We start from the raw sequence: 13,605 nt of genomic DNA on the forward strand, positions 1-13,605 counted from the left end.
TGGATGATGCGGATCGGAATTATCGGCGCAATGGATGAGGAAATTGCGCTGTATTTGGAAGCGATGGAGCAGCCGACGAAAACAGTAAAGGCTGGCATCACTTACTATGCTGGTGTTATGGAAGGCAAAGAAGTCGTTCTGTGCAAATCGGGTGTTGGCAAAGTAAATGCAGCAGTGACCACCCAAATTTTGATTGATACGTATCAAGTAGAGCGTGTCATTTTTACAGGAGTAGCCGGAGCCGTCCATCCTGACCTGAATATTGGTGATATCGTGGTCTCAACTGATTGCATTCAGCATGATATCGATGTGTCGCCGCTCGGCTTCGCGCCAGGCCAGATTCCGTTTACAGAACAGTGGATCTGGAGTGCGGACCAAGACCTAATTCAGCAAGCAATCGATGCGGGAAAAGAGCTGGATGCCGGTATACAAGTAGTTAGCGGACGAATTCTGTCAGGCGATCAATTCGTGGCTAGCCGGGAAAAAGTACAATGGCTGCACGAGCAATTTCAAGCACACTGCACGGAGATGGAGGGCGCTTCTGTCGGACAAGTGTGCGCGATGAATAGCGTACCATTTGTTGTTGTTCGTTCTATGTCGGACAAGGCTGACGGTTCCGCTCACGTAAACTTTGCTGAGTTTACTAAGCTCGCTTCTGAGCGCTCGTACGCGATCGTTCGCAATATGCTCAAAGCGACCTCGCAAGACGCTGGAGTGATCGTCTATTCCACGAAAAATTGTGTAGACTGCAATCTGGTCAAAGAATGGCTGAAAGCCAAAGGAATTTCCTTCGAGGTCCGTGATGTCATGACCAGCCGCGCCTACCAGGAAGAAGTCGAACGCTTCGGCTTCATGGGCGTACCAGTAACCGTAGTAGGAGATAAAGCCGTAAAAGGCTATGCTCCATCCGAGCTGGAAGAGCTAGTTGGCAACAAATAAAGAACAGAACACACAAAAAACGGCTTCTCTTCGGAGAGGCCGTTTTTCTATACAAATGTATTACATCCATGATACCCCTCATCGTCCCCAAAAAAGCCACCGTGACCATCCCTCAAAAAAGTAGCGATGGTGCAAACCAAAAGCTGTTGGAGGAAAAAGGAGAAAAGGCGAAGCTCTTTGGGGACCAACCACTTTGGACGCGGTTTCTCTTTTTCCATGTAGCTGTACAGGAATGACCCCCATGCAAGGTCCCCAAGAAGCTGGAGCATTTTCTCCTTTTTCCTCTCCTCCACAGAAGTATGAACGAACGATGCATTACTCCTTGCTTGAATTCGTCCCGGTAGGCCCATACATAATTGCCCGCTCCAGCGTCAGCCGATTTTTTTCCGTGATTTCTGCGCGCCGAGGAATCGCAGGAAACCCTTCATCAAACAGACGGGGGGGTAATTGCAGCTCAGACTGCGGCTGCCAACGCTCAAGCCATTCATTGGGGAGAGGCTGGTCACTCAAAGGCTGATCGCTCATCTCACTCCATAACAATGTCCAGGCACGAGGGACGACCCGCCATATATCGTATCCACCGCCACCGACCGCAATCCACCGTCCATCGCAATATTCATGGGCCAAGCGGTGGGCGAGACGGGGAATCTCCTGATAAATTTTCATCGTACAGGAGAGATGCGTAAGCGGATCGTACGCGTGTGCGTCACAGCCATTTTGGGTCAGGATCACATCTGGCTTGAAGCCTTTGACGAGCTTAGTCACCAGCTCTTGATAAATGTCCAAGAAAGAATCGTCCTCTGTAAACGCATCCAAAGGAACATTTATGGAATAGCCGTATCCAGACCCATCCCCGCGTTCAGTCGTATTACCAGTACCCGGAAACAAATATTTGCCTGTTTCATGCATGGAAATAGTCAGGACATTCGGATCGTCGTAAAAGGACCATTGCACACCGTCTCCGTGGTGAGCATCTGTATCAATATACAAGACGCGGGCATTCCAATGCTTGCGCATGTACGCAATCGCTACAGAGCAGTCGTTGTAAATACAAAAGCCAGAGGCACGACCAGAAAAGGCGTGATGCAATCCGCCAGCAGGATTAAAGGCGTGCTGTGATTGTCCCTTCATCACGGCATCCACGGCATTCAGCGTACCACCGACAATGAGCGCAGCAGATTCATGCATATTGGCAAAGCAAGGAACGTCTTCCGTGCCCAGACCGTAGCTTCCCGCCTGAGGGAGTTCTTTTTCGCTGTGGCCCTGATCGCGGACAAACTGGATGTAGCGCGGATCATGCACCAGGGTGAGCTCCTCATCAGTGGCAAGCCGGGGAGCAAGGATGTCTGCCTCCGTGAGAATTCCGAAGCTGCTCATCAGATCGTGAGTAAGAAGCAAACGCCGCTGGTTAAAAGGATGATCATCGTTAAAATAATACTGCGTGTAGTCCGGAGAGTAGATCAGACGAGCATTGCGGCTCACAGGAATACCTCTCCTTCCGTCGGACCGACAACCGTGAATCCTTTGTCAGTAAGCAGCTGCATGACCGCGCGAGGATCAATCGTTTGAACGCGGAAAACCAGATTCTTTTTGTTTGCCTTCTTGCAAGGATAGACAATAACGCTCGATACATTTACGTGTGCTTCCCGAAAGATTTGACTTACTTCTGCGAGCATTCCGACACGATCATCGACCTGAACCTCGATGTGGGAGCTCGGCCTGTTCACACCGAACAATTCAATTAAGCTGGAAAATAAATCGGATTCGGTAATCATGCCAACGAGCCGGTTGCCTTCGACGATAGGGAGAGAACCGATTTTATGCTCGTATATCTGGAGGGCTGCATCCTCGATAAAATCAAGCGGGTGGGCGGTAATGACATGCTTTTTCATGATGTCCGCTACCGGTTTTTGCAGGACCGTTTCGTCATCATCGTGAGTGATGAGACGAGATGGCAAGGCATCCCGCAGGTCACGGTCAGAGACGATGCCGACAAGAATGTCTCTCTCGATAACTGGCAGGTGCCGGATTCTGTTGGCTCTAAGCAGGAGTAATGCTTCCCCGATCGGGGTCGTGGGATTTACGGTGATCACCGTTTTTCGCATGATATCTTCTACGCGCATGAGAGAGACCTCCTTTTTTCCTAGAGAGGACGACAGAATTAGTACAGAAATCGATTTTGAAAGCGTATGGCGTCAAATGCCACAACGGTTTCTGGAGGGACGCGGTCGCCAATTCTGGCCATTAAGCAATTGGCGGGGTGGGAGCATATTTCGGGATCATCAGTCGCTACCCAGCTCATACCGACGCTGCCCATCACCTTTTCCATTACTTTTCGGTATTGCCACACGTCCAGGCCAGTTCCTTTCAGATCCCAGTGCCAATAATATTCGGTTGCGATTACGATGTAGTCTTCCATGGCGTCATCTAAAAAGGAGACTTCGAGCAATTTTTTTGCCACACCGCCAGCTCTTACGGATTGGCAGATTTCGATTGCGCCGAGCTCTAGAAGATCCGGAAGCTTTGCCTGCGACCAGCGCTCGAGTGGGTCCGGATGGAGAAAGGTGACATAGCCAAGAACGAGATCGCCATCTCGGGCAACAATGATCCTGCCTTCAGGAAGATCTGCAATTTCGATGAGTGCCTCGTGCTGTTGTTCTGGAACACGAAAAGCCTTGAGCCCCTCGTCAAACCGCAATGTGGCAAGCTCGCTTCCAGAAATGGGACCTTCAATGAACAATTCTTTTCCATTCACAGTCATGCTCGTGGAATGATAGCGCTTGACGTGGTCCATTCGTACCTCCTGTTTTAGCCTTTTGTGTAAAAAACAGAGATGGCGTGATAACCATCTCTGTGAGTTCTTGCTGTAAGTTTATTCTATGGTGTTGCAGATACGCTGTTGGATTGTGACGATTCTCCGTAACTATTGACTGCAGTGACGTAGTAGGTACCGTTTGTTCCGTTTGTTGAATGGGTGTAGCTCGTAGCCGATACTGTGTCGAGAAGCAGATAGCCACTGGCAGCGTCTGGACTGAAATAAATGTTGTAGGCAATGACTTGGTCAGCCGCTTTGTTTTCTTTCCATTGCAGCTTCATACTCCCGCCATTTGCCTTAATAGACAACGATTTAGGAGCAGAAGGAGGAACTGCATTGGACGAATTTGATCCATTGCTCTCTTGACCATCAGGTGGCGTTGTCGTATCTGGTGGATTGGTTTGTCCATTGTTTGTACCCGGATTGGTTGTCACATTTCCATCTGGATTTTCGGTGCCGGCATTTGGATCTGGAAGCTCCCATATATGCGAGCCCGAGCCGACCGAAGCGATCGCAGAAGGCTGAGATTCATTTCCGGAAATATCAACAGAAGTGACGTAGTAACCGAAATTACCGCCTGCACCTGCATCAAACGTCAATACGGAAGGATCCTTCACAGTGGAGACGTGAACAAATCCGTTTTGAGCGTCCGCGCGATAGATGCGATAGCCAAGCAGGTCAGCTTCCTTGGCAGATTGCCAGCTCAGAACGACCTGTTTGCCATTGTTATTGGCAGTAAGTCCACTCGGAGCAGAAGGGGCTCCTGCTACTTCTGTACGTGGATCCTCGCGATCAGGAAGTCGCTGCTCCCAGTCTGGCGGTTGGACAGCCACTTTAGAGTTTTTCGCCTGGATTTGCTCCTTGGTTGGGAGCGGATCAGGAGAACGGAAGAAGACGCCTTCTGATACAAAATCATCAGGTGTTCCTTCTTTAGCCAAATATCTCTCGCCATTATACGTAATCAAGCGCGCTTTTTGATGGGAGTCATCTACTTTTGTAGGAACAAAGCGGCGATTGAATATGTCGGTAATGGTGTGGCCTGCTTCTCTGGAAAGCTCGCTCGGCAGCAGACCGGACTTCGAGTCGACGGTTGCACTTACGATTCCTTCCGGCTTTTTAAAGGTAGCATCAGGTGGAGAGAGCTCTGGCTGCTTTTCGATAATTTCCTTCATGACCTTGCCCCATACCACCATAGGCACGTACTTGTCTGCATCTGGCATCGGATACGGTTCATCGAAGCCGACCCAGACACCCATTGACAGCTCTGGAGTATAGCCGACAAACCAGAGGTCGTTACTGTTATTGGTTGTACCGGTTTTACCTGCTACATCTACTTTGCGAGGTACATATTTGCGAATATGTGTCCCTGTACCTGCATTCACGACGGAGCGCATCATGTCAGTGATCAGGTAAGAGGTTTGCTCGCTGTAAACTTGTACAGGCTGTGATTCGTGACGGTAAATGACAGCCCCTTGACTATCCTCGATTCGATCAATGAGGTAGGCATCCACAAAAGAGCCATTATTTGCAAAGGTAGCATAGGCATTCGTGATTTCCTCAGCGGTCGTACCGTATGTAAGTCCGCCGATTACTCCCGTGGCAGCGTAGTTGTCTGCATCAACCAGGGTAGTAATTCCCATTTTCTTTACGTATTCAAGTGCTGTCGGTATGCCGACCTTGAGGTAAGTCTTGATTGCCGGGATGTTCCATGACATCCGCAACGCTTCACGTGCACTCATGATTCCTTGCCATTTGTTATTCCAGTTCTTCGGCAGGTGAGAGCCGTTTTGGCCATCTGCGAGCAGTACTGGTGAGTCATCGAGTGGAGAAGCTGGCTGCAAAATGCCGAGCTCAAATGCCGGCGCATAAGCAGCGAGCGGCTTCATCGCCGAACCAGGCTGACGGGGAGCGGTAGCATGGTTAGTCTGTTCAACTTTAAAGTCACGCCCACCGATCATCCCGAGAATCGCACCCGTTTTGTTATGGATCAGCATTGCGCCGACCTCTTCCAGGGCATTCTCGATTTTCTCCGTTTTGCCGTTTGAGCGGCGGATCGTATACGAACGATTTTTTCCAAAGTTGTTCGGATCAGCTGCGATCGCTTGCATGATATCATACACGTTCTTGTTAATCGTTGTATGGACCTTGTAGCCTTTTCGCAGGAGGTCGCGTCGTTTTTCTTCAATCAATTGACGGTACTCATTGCGTCCGATCGTTGATTTGTCACGACCTTTTTCCTTGAGGTCGGCGTCAACTAACTGCCTAGCTGCGCGTTCTTCAATTTCCATCATCAAAAATGGAACTTCACGGTATGCCTGTTGAGTTGGTTTGGCCAATTGCGCTTTTAAATCTGTTTTGTAGGCTGCATCGTATTGGTTTTGGGTGATGTAGCCATTTTCCAGCATGCGGTCCAATACCATTTTTTGGCGTTCCTTGCCTCGCGAATAGCTTTCATTGCCAAAAGGAGCGTAGGCGCCCGGATTTTGAATCATGCCTGCCAGATAAGATCCTTCGCTGAGATTCAGCTCTTTAACATCTTTTCCAAAGATCCCTTTTGCAGCTGCCTGAACGCCGTAAACGTTGGAGCCATTGGCGTTTTTCCCGAAGTAGATTTCGTTCATGTAGGCTTCTAGAATCTGGTCTTTGGAAAACATGCGCTCGATCCGCATCGCGCTGAAGATTTCCCGTACTTTACGGGTATGGCTTACTTCGGCGGAGAGAATCGTATTTTTAACTAGCTGCTGTGTGATCGTACTACCACCGGTTACGACTGGTTGATTGGTAAATTCCTGGATTGCCCCGCGCAGCGTGGATTGAAATGCTATCCCGTTATGGTGGTAGAAATTTTTGTCCTCGGTTGCGATGATGGCATTAATCAAATAGGGCGAAACATCTGCTTTTTTCACCAACCGCCGATCGCCCTCTTCGGCGCGTAATTGCCCGATAAGAGTGCCGTCATTGTAGTAGGCGAATCCGGTAAGGTAGTTCGTGAAAATCTTGTTTTCCAACTCCGCTTTGTTGCGAACAGGCTCGTCCTTTACGAGCGAGGCAACATAACCTGTCACGATTCCCCCGGCCGCTGCGGCTCCCATAAGCCCTAGCAGAAATAGCAGCTGAACGATGATCCAAATCGTCCTTCCACGGCTGCGTCTGCGTTTTTTCTTTGGCGGTTCAGAGGAAGATGTGTGGTTATTCGACATATTATTACGACCCCCTAGCATACCCCCTGATTATACCATACGAGGAACCTGTAGGGATAGAAGCTGCGAAGTTGACAGATCCAAGTTTGTATGCATGAATAGCGATTTTGTCACTATAACTATGAAAAATAGGATGCTCCCTAAAAGACATCGTTTGAAAGGCGTAAGTTGGCAAAAAAAGTCGAATGAGGAGTGGCTTGTGCGAGGAGAGGAGTGAGGTGAAAAACAAAAAAGAGTAGGCCGACGAGCGGCGCTACTCTTTTCATCCTCAAACGATTAACGGCTGTAGAACTCAACGATCAGAACTTCGTTGATTTCAGCTGGCATTTCTTCACGGTCTGGGAGACGAGTGAAAGTACCTTCAGCTGCAGCATCGTTGAATGTGATGTAGTTCGGCAGGAAATTGCGGCTTTCCAAGGAGTCCTTGATCAATTGCAGACCACGGGACTTTTCACGAATAGTGATCACATCACCCGGTTGTACACGGTAGGATGGGATATTCACTTTTTTGCCGTTTACCAGGAAGTGACCATGGTTTACCAGCTGACGAGCAGCAGGGCGAGTTGGTGCAAAGCCCATACGGTAAACTACGTTATCCAGGCGGGATTCCAGCAATTTCATGAAGTTTTCGCCCACTACGCCAGCCATTTTGTTAGCATGGTCGAAAGTGCGACGGAATTGTTTTTCGTTAAGGCCAAACATGTGGCGCAGCTTTTGCTTTTCTTGCAACTGGAGACCATACTCGCTCAGTTTACGACGGTTGTTTTGACCGTGTTGACCAGGAGGATAGTTGCGTTTGATGTCTTTTCCTGTACCATCGAGAGAGATACCCAGACGACGGGCCAGTTTGTGACGAGGTCCTGTGTAACGTGACATAATTTCATTCTCCTTTAATATGGATTCGCAGGTGTTTACTTCCGGCAGGTTAGTTCCTACTTTATCTACACGAACTTCAGACGGTAGCGTTTCCGCATCGTGCTCCTCACAGGTAGTTCAGCCGCTGCCTGAAAGGGAGGGAACTAAGAGGATGAATCCTTCCGTTTTTACCTACAATCAATGCTACCCTGTACACATACAATCAATAATACTCGGATAGGCATCTGTAAGTCAAGCAAAAAGAAAGGGCCATCCATTGCCAGCAGTGGCTTGGATGGCTTTTTTTGCCGACCTTCTTAGTCCCGGAAAACGATAGGTTGTGTATCCTGCTCGCCTCGTTTTTCGAGGAAGCGAGTAAAGGTGATGGCAGCGTCAGCGCGTGACACTTTAGCTTGTGGCTGGAAGGTTTGTTTGTCTGTCGGAACGATACCTAAAGTGGTTGCGATGACGATAGAGCCGCGATGCTTTGTACCCGTAATGTCAGTGAGCTGGGATTGGAACATGCCGGAGTAGTCGGCAAGCTTGCTGTAACCAAGAGCGCGTACAATCATATCAGCCAACTCTTCACGATTGATGGCTTCATCTGGATTTAACTTGGACGCATTTTTGTCGAGCAGCCCGCGATCGACCGCTGACTCAACTGCAGAGAAGTAGCGGGAACCGTTGGCAACGTCACTGTAGGTAGCTTTTCGGTCAGCTGCGTACATCGGATAATGGCGTCCTTGATTGAGGCTGATCATCAGCATTTCGATCATTTCACCACGGGTAATTTGCTTCTGCGGCATGATTTTTCCATCTTCTAGAGAGAGTGCATCATATTCGTACATCAGCATCAGTTCTTTTTCGGCAGGATGTCCTTTTAAATCCTCAGGTGCAGCACGGTGCAAGCTTAGGGTTTTGCCAGATGCGAGTGAACGCCATTCACCTGTGGTCGCGTCCAGGAAATACGGCTGATCCAGAGGAGTCGTAGTCGCACGGTACACTAGCTTTGCAGACCGCTTCGGAGTATAGGACGACTGTTGCTGTATTTTCTGTTGTTCTTCTGGAGTGAGAGGGGTCAGCATGTAAACAGCTTCAACCTCCGCTTCCTTCGACCATGCGTCGACAGCTTCTTCGGCAGAGATATGCTTCGGTGGCTGCTCTGGGTAAGACTCGCTTCCACTTTCGGTACTGTAAGACAAGATTTCGCCCGACTCGGTGTCAAAAGAGAAGAACGCAGAGCCGCTTGCAGCCATAATATCGCCAATATATCTGGTAAAGCTGATGTGATAGCGATCTGAATTGTAAATCTGCTCGTCACCAGGGTTATTATCATTCAAGAACAACACGTTTGCAGAGGTCGGCGTCCATTTGCGGATCGATTCCATCGCCTTTTCCTTGAGCTTCTCAGGGTTTTGCTTCTTCGCGGACTTCTCGCTGTCTTTCTCTTTTACCATCGGAAGGTCCTTGTTATAGGAATAAATATCACCTGTTTCCGCGTCGATGGATACGTAAGCGTAGCGGACGTCCGATTTGCTCTCGCTCATGAATTCCAGGTTCCAGACAGGACGGTTGCTGCGATAATCGGATTCACTGTAATTGCTGGATCTGAGCTTGTAGCCATTTAGATCAAACAAATTCGTTACCATGTTGACAGCTTCATCCTGGGAAAGGGCTTTGCCCGAATGACGCGCTGGTAGCTTCTTGGTGCTGACCGGGATCGGATCAGTGGTGGAGCTGCGAGGAGAAAGAGATGGACCCAGAGCTTTTCCATCCACGGCATCCACATAAAACGTAAAGGGGTTCATGTAGCCTAAAATCGGCTTATTGCGGTCCGCACCTGTGCGCTCCCATGCTAACTGATAAGAGAGGCTGGCCTTTGCCAGACCGAACAGCTTCTTTTCCGCTTCTTCTTCAGAAATGGTATCGGTCGCCTTTTCAAAATTTACGTCATTCCAGGAAAGCGAGTAATTCGTAACGGTTCCAGCACCGTTAACCGAGATGTCAATGCCGTTATCCGGGAACAGGACGCCATTGACGACTCGAACGAAGCGGAACGTGTAGGAGAAATCATTGTTCAATGGTGTTTTAGGCTCTGGCATATCACGCAAATACAGGCGTGTCTCATCAGCTTTGCCTGCGTTGTACTTCGCGAGAAAATTCTCTGCAAAGCCTTTTGCTTGTTGATAAGAGATTCGTTTTGCATAAGGTAGACTGGAATCTGTGCGATCATAGCGCGAATAGCTAGTTAGCTCACCAGTGTCGGCGTGAATGCTGACGCTATAGGAGAGATTGATATCCTGGCTGTTCGCTTCTTTTTTGACCCAGCTAAACGACCATTCTGGGAATGTACGCCAGGAATCGGCTGAGCGCAAAGAGACATTGCTCAGTTCAAGCCCGCTAGTTGGAACAAGCTTGCTTGCGATAGAGAGCGCGGCCTCCTTTGTCAGCTTAACTTTGCTGGCAGCAGCGAAAACGGTGTTGTTGCCTTGTGTGCTGCCAGATGCCATTTTGCTGACTGAAGTAGAAGGCGTTTGTGCCTGTGCGTGTGCAATCGGTAACAAGAGACTTGCAGTTAATAAAACGGAGCTTGATCGAATAAACCATGGTTTCATGTGGACCCCTCCAACGATGTCAGTATCTTTCACTTATCACCTCTGACGAGTAAAAGTTTCCGTTCGTTTCATCCCTTTCAGGAAAAATGTGTCCGGGCATTGGTAAAAGCGATGGATGATATAGGAATTTTGTACCAAATGTTTTGTTGATCAATCTAGAATTGTGAACATGCTTCTTATATAATAAAGAGTACTATCCACAGTTTGCTATAAAAGGAGATTTGTCGTCTTGGAAACCATCATGTATCTCATTCGCCATGGAGAAACAGAGTGGAATCAGATCCGGCGCATACAAGGGCACAGCGATATTGACTTAAATGAGCTGGGATTGCGTCAGGCAGAACAGGTGGCTCGTCGTTTTCAGGGCGAATCGGTCCACGCTGTCTACTCGAGTGATTTAAGCCGCGCACGTGAAACTGCATCGAGGATTGCCCAAAACTTCGATTATACTGTGTCCACACTCCCAACCTTGCGTGAGCGCTGCTATGGTCAGTGGGAGGGGCTTACCTACGAGGAGATTCGTGCTCGTTTTGAAAACCAAGATGAGGCAGCTTGCGGAATTGAAACGTTTGAGTGTATGCAAAAACGTGCTGTAACTGCATTAACGGAGCTGGCGAAAGCTCATCCGAACGAGACAATTGTCGTTGTATCTCACGGCGGGCTTATCAACAGCTTTTTACATTTTGTAACATCAGGGGAGCAAGGAACTGGCATTACTCGGATAGACAATACCGGGATAACCAAATTCCGCTTTACAGATTTTTGGAATGTTTTGCAAGTGAATGATACAGACCATTTAGAATCTTAGTTCCAGAAGGATTAAGCAAAATGCTTTCACACGGGTGAAGGTGCTAACTGTTTTTTACACGTTGAGAAAATGCTGAGAGAGGGAGTTTCTCGTGTCAAGTAAAATGTTGGGGAAGTTAGAGACAGTCTTTTCCTACACGGCCCATTTTATTTTGCAATCTTGGCCGGAAAAGCGCCCAGGCATCCTTTTCTTGACAGATTCCGGGGGCCGTGTCATTAACATCATAGAGATGCAGGTTGGTCAATCATGGAACCCTCAAGAGCTTGAACTGCGAAAAGATTCTCCGCCAATCGGGGAGTTGAATGACTACGTAAAGGAATCAATCAGCACGAGTCAGATCGTAGTGAGGGTCAGCAGTGAGGATTCTCTTGTCTACGGAGCATTTCCTCTGCACGAGCAGGACGGTGAGATACGTGCAGTGGTCGGGATGGTAACTCCCCGGGCGGAAATTGATTTCGACCTTACCTCGTACATGCGTGGGCTCGAGCCGTTGATCCGAATGGGATATGACGCATACATCCAGCATGTTACAAGTCAAATCGTCATGGATTTGACCTTGCATGACACCACGCGAGAATTACTAGAAAGCCTGACGGGCCAGATCAGTGAAATTATTCAAAAGGGCTATTGCTCAGCAGTCAAGCTATCGGAAAATGGCTTATTGATTCCCCAAGAGTTTGTCACTACACAAGAAGTAGATTATGGACTGATCCAAATTACCCATTTGGTATCCCGCTTTGGTACTGATCCGGTCACGCCTGCAGTACTGGAGAATAATCGGATCGTTGTCGTTCCGATCAGCTTCAATGATAGTCCGCTATACGCACTGTTTTTACATCTTTCTCCGGACGAGCTCGATTATAAGTATGATGAACGCGATGTTGCGTTTTTGCAAGAGGTAGGGGGCAAAGCGAGTTGTGCCCTATGGCGAGCGATGATGTCTGACGAACTGCGCCGGGAAGCGAGCAAAAAGGACCTCTTGTACCAACTGATGTCCAAGATTCAGGCATCGATTGATGTGAACGATGTTCTACATGAGATCGTGACCAGCATCCCGATTTTGTATCCTTACTTATCAGTGGAGCTGTTCCTGACGGTGGAACCGAATGCTACTACTCCAGTGAAACAGCTTTCCTTTCATGAGGAGGAGCCATCGACTAGCACCAAGGCATATTTGGAAGGCAGACTGGTTGTTGATGAAATCGAGCAAGGCGATCAGCAGATGACTGTGATCGCCGCTCCACTTCTCGGTAAGCAAGGAATATACGGAGTGCTGCAGGTGACATCGGATCAGCTGGTTTCCTTGAGTCAGCACGAAACAAACTACATCGCGATTTTGGCTGATACCGCTGGGACTGCATTTGAAAATGCACAACTATATCAGCAATCACGTAATTTGATCCGTGAGCTACGATTGATCAACGAAATGGCGAGGCAGTTGAACCGAAGTCTCAATTTAAAGGAGATTTTGGACTTTGTGACCACCATGATGCGGGCTACGTTTGATGCAGAATTTTGTGCAATTTTAAACAAGACGCCCGGGGAAGACAATTTTCAGGTCCTTTCGTCTTCGATTCCTGCGTATAATGGCATGAGTATTCAGGCCTCAGAAAAGCCATTTCAGGAAATACTCTTGAACAAACAGGCATTGCTTTTGGCGCAGCCAGGTTCTGGACCGCTACCGTTTTCACTGATGCCTTGCTCTTCGCTGATGGGCGTACCGCTAGTTGTCGAGGGAGAAGTCAGTGGAGTCCTTTTAGTCGCTGATTCACGCTATCATTTTTTTAGTTTTGACGACTACAAGCTCCTCGAAATATTCGGACAACATGCGAGTCTGGCGATGACCAATGCTGTGCTCCATAACGAAATGGAGCGCATGGTGATTACGGACAACCTGACAGGGCTGTTCACGCGCAGGCATCTGAACGAACGAGTCAGGTCCTCGCTGGAAAAAGACCCGTACGGCTCACTGATCCTGATTGATATTGATTTCTTCAAGACGGTGAATGATACGTTTGGCCACCAGGTTGGCGATGAAGTATTGATTCAGGTATCCGATCTTATACGGCACAGTATCCGCGAAACGGATATTGCCGCGCGCTGGGGTGGAGAGGAGCTTGCCGTCTATTTGCCGCGAGTGGACAAGGCTACGGCACATACCGTCGCCGAGAGAATTCGGGAGTGCGTAGAACAGCAAACATCTCCGCGAGTGACGATCTCGTGCGGCCTTGCCAAATGGAATAAGGAGCTTGACGTAAATCTTAGCGTAGAAGCTTTGTTCCATCAGGCGGATGTGGCCTTGTACGAAGCGAAAAATTCAGGGAGAAATCAAGTTGTGTTAGCATAGAGCCAAAACAGTGGCTCTTTTCTCTT

General features: G+C 48.6%; 9 protein-coding genes. 3 read left to right on the forward strand and 6 right to left on the reverse strand.

Annotated features, from left to right (window positions below; all coding sequences use genetic code 11):
- Positions 1-6 precede the first annotated feature (6 nt).
- A complete protein-coding gene (locus C3B52_RS26545) occupies positions 7-939 on the forward strand; it encodes a 5'-methylthioadenosine/adenosylhomocysteine nucleosidase (protein WP_103109387.1) in 933 nt (310 codons plus the stop codon).
- A gap of 315 nt (positions 940-1,254) precedes the next feature.
- On the opposite strand, the gene C3B52_RS26550 is transcribed toward C3B52_RS26545, so the two are convergent.
- The 6 genes from C3B52_RS26550 to C3B52_RS26575 all read right to left on the reverse strand — a co-directional run bounded on the left by C3B52_RS26550 (position 1,255) and on the right by C3B52_RS26575 (position 10,424).
- Positions 1,255-2,421 (reverse strand): acetoin utilization protein AcuC, encoded by a 1,167-nt coding sequence (locus tag C3B52_RS26550; protein ID WP_103109388.1) that lies wholly within the window; start codon positions 2,419-2,421, stop codon positions 1,255-1,257.
- A complete protein-coding gene (locus tag C3B52_RS26555) occupies positions 2,418-3,062 on the reverse strand; it encodes a CBS and ACT domain-containing protein (protein WP_103109389.1) in 645 nt (214 codons plus the stop codon). The genes C3B52_RS26550 and C3B52_RS26555 overlap by 4 nt, the downstream gene beginning before the upstream one ends.
- Positions 3,063-3,100: 38 nt before the next feature.
- Entirely contained in the window at positions 3,101-3,733 is a 633-nt protein-coding gene (locus C3B52_RS26560) for an N-acetyltransferase (protein ID WP_103109390.1), read from the reverse strand.
- A gap of 83 nt (positions 3,734-3,816) precedes the next feature.
- Positions 3,817-6,954 carry a penicillin-binding protein 1A gene (locus tag C3B52_RS26565; protein WP_103109391.1) on the reverse strand — a complete coding sequence of 1,046 codons (3,138 nt, stop codon included), beginning with the start codon at positions 6,952-6,954 and terminating at the stop codon, positions 3,817-3,819.
- A 276-nt stretch (positions 6,955-7,230) separates the two neighbouring features.
- On the reverse strand, positions 7,231-7,830 hold the full coding sequence (gene rpsD / locus C3B52_RS26570) for a 30S ribosomal protein S4 (RefSeq protein WP_049742482.1): 600 nt from the start codon (positions 7,828-7,830) through the stop codon (positions 7,231-7,233).
- Positions 7,831-8,126: 296 nt separating this feature from the next.
- Entirely contained in the window at positions 8,127-10,424 is a 2,298-nt protein-coding gene (locus C3B52_RS26575) for a YcdB/YcdC domain-containing protein (protein WP_103109392.1), read from the reverse strand.
- Between the two features lie 229 nt (positions 10,425-10,653).
- Here C3B52_RS26575 and C3B52_RS26580 point away from each other — a divergent pair, with 229 nt between their 5' ends.
- Together C3B52_RS26580 and C3B52_RS26585 are read left to right on the forward strand one after the other, a co-directional pair.
- Positions 10,654-11,232: a histidine phosphatase family protein gene (locus C3B52_RS26580; protein ID WP_103109393.1), complete on the forward strand. Its 579-nt coding sequence runs from the start codon at positions 10,654-10,656 to the stop codon at positions 11,230-11,232.
- Positions 11,233-11,335: 103 nt separating this feature from the next.
- A complete protein-coding gene (locus tag C3B52_RS26585) occupies positions 11,336-13,579 on the forward strand; it encodes a sensor domain-containing diguanylate cyclase (protein ID WP_103109440.1) in 2,244 nt (747 codons plus the stop codon).
- Positions 13,580-13,605 lie beyond the last annotated feature (26 nt).

It is taken from the genome of Brevibacillus reuszeri, from assembly GCF_002897295.1.
Classification (GTDB): Bacteria; Bacillota; Bacilli; order Brevibacillales; family Brevibacillaceae; genus Brevibacillus; species Brevibacillus reuszeri_A.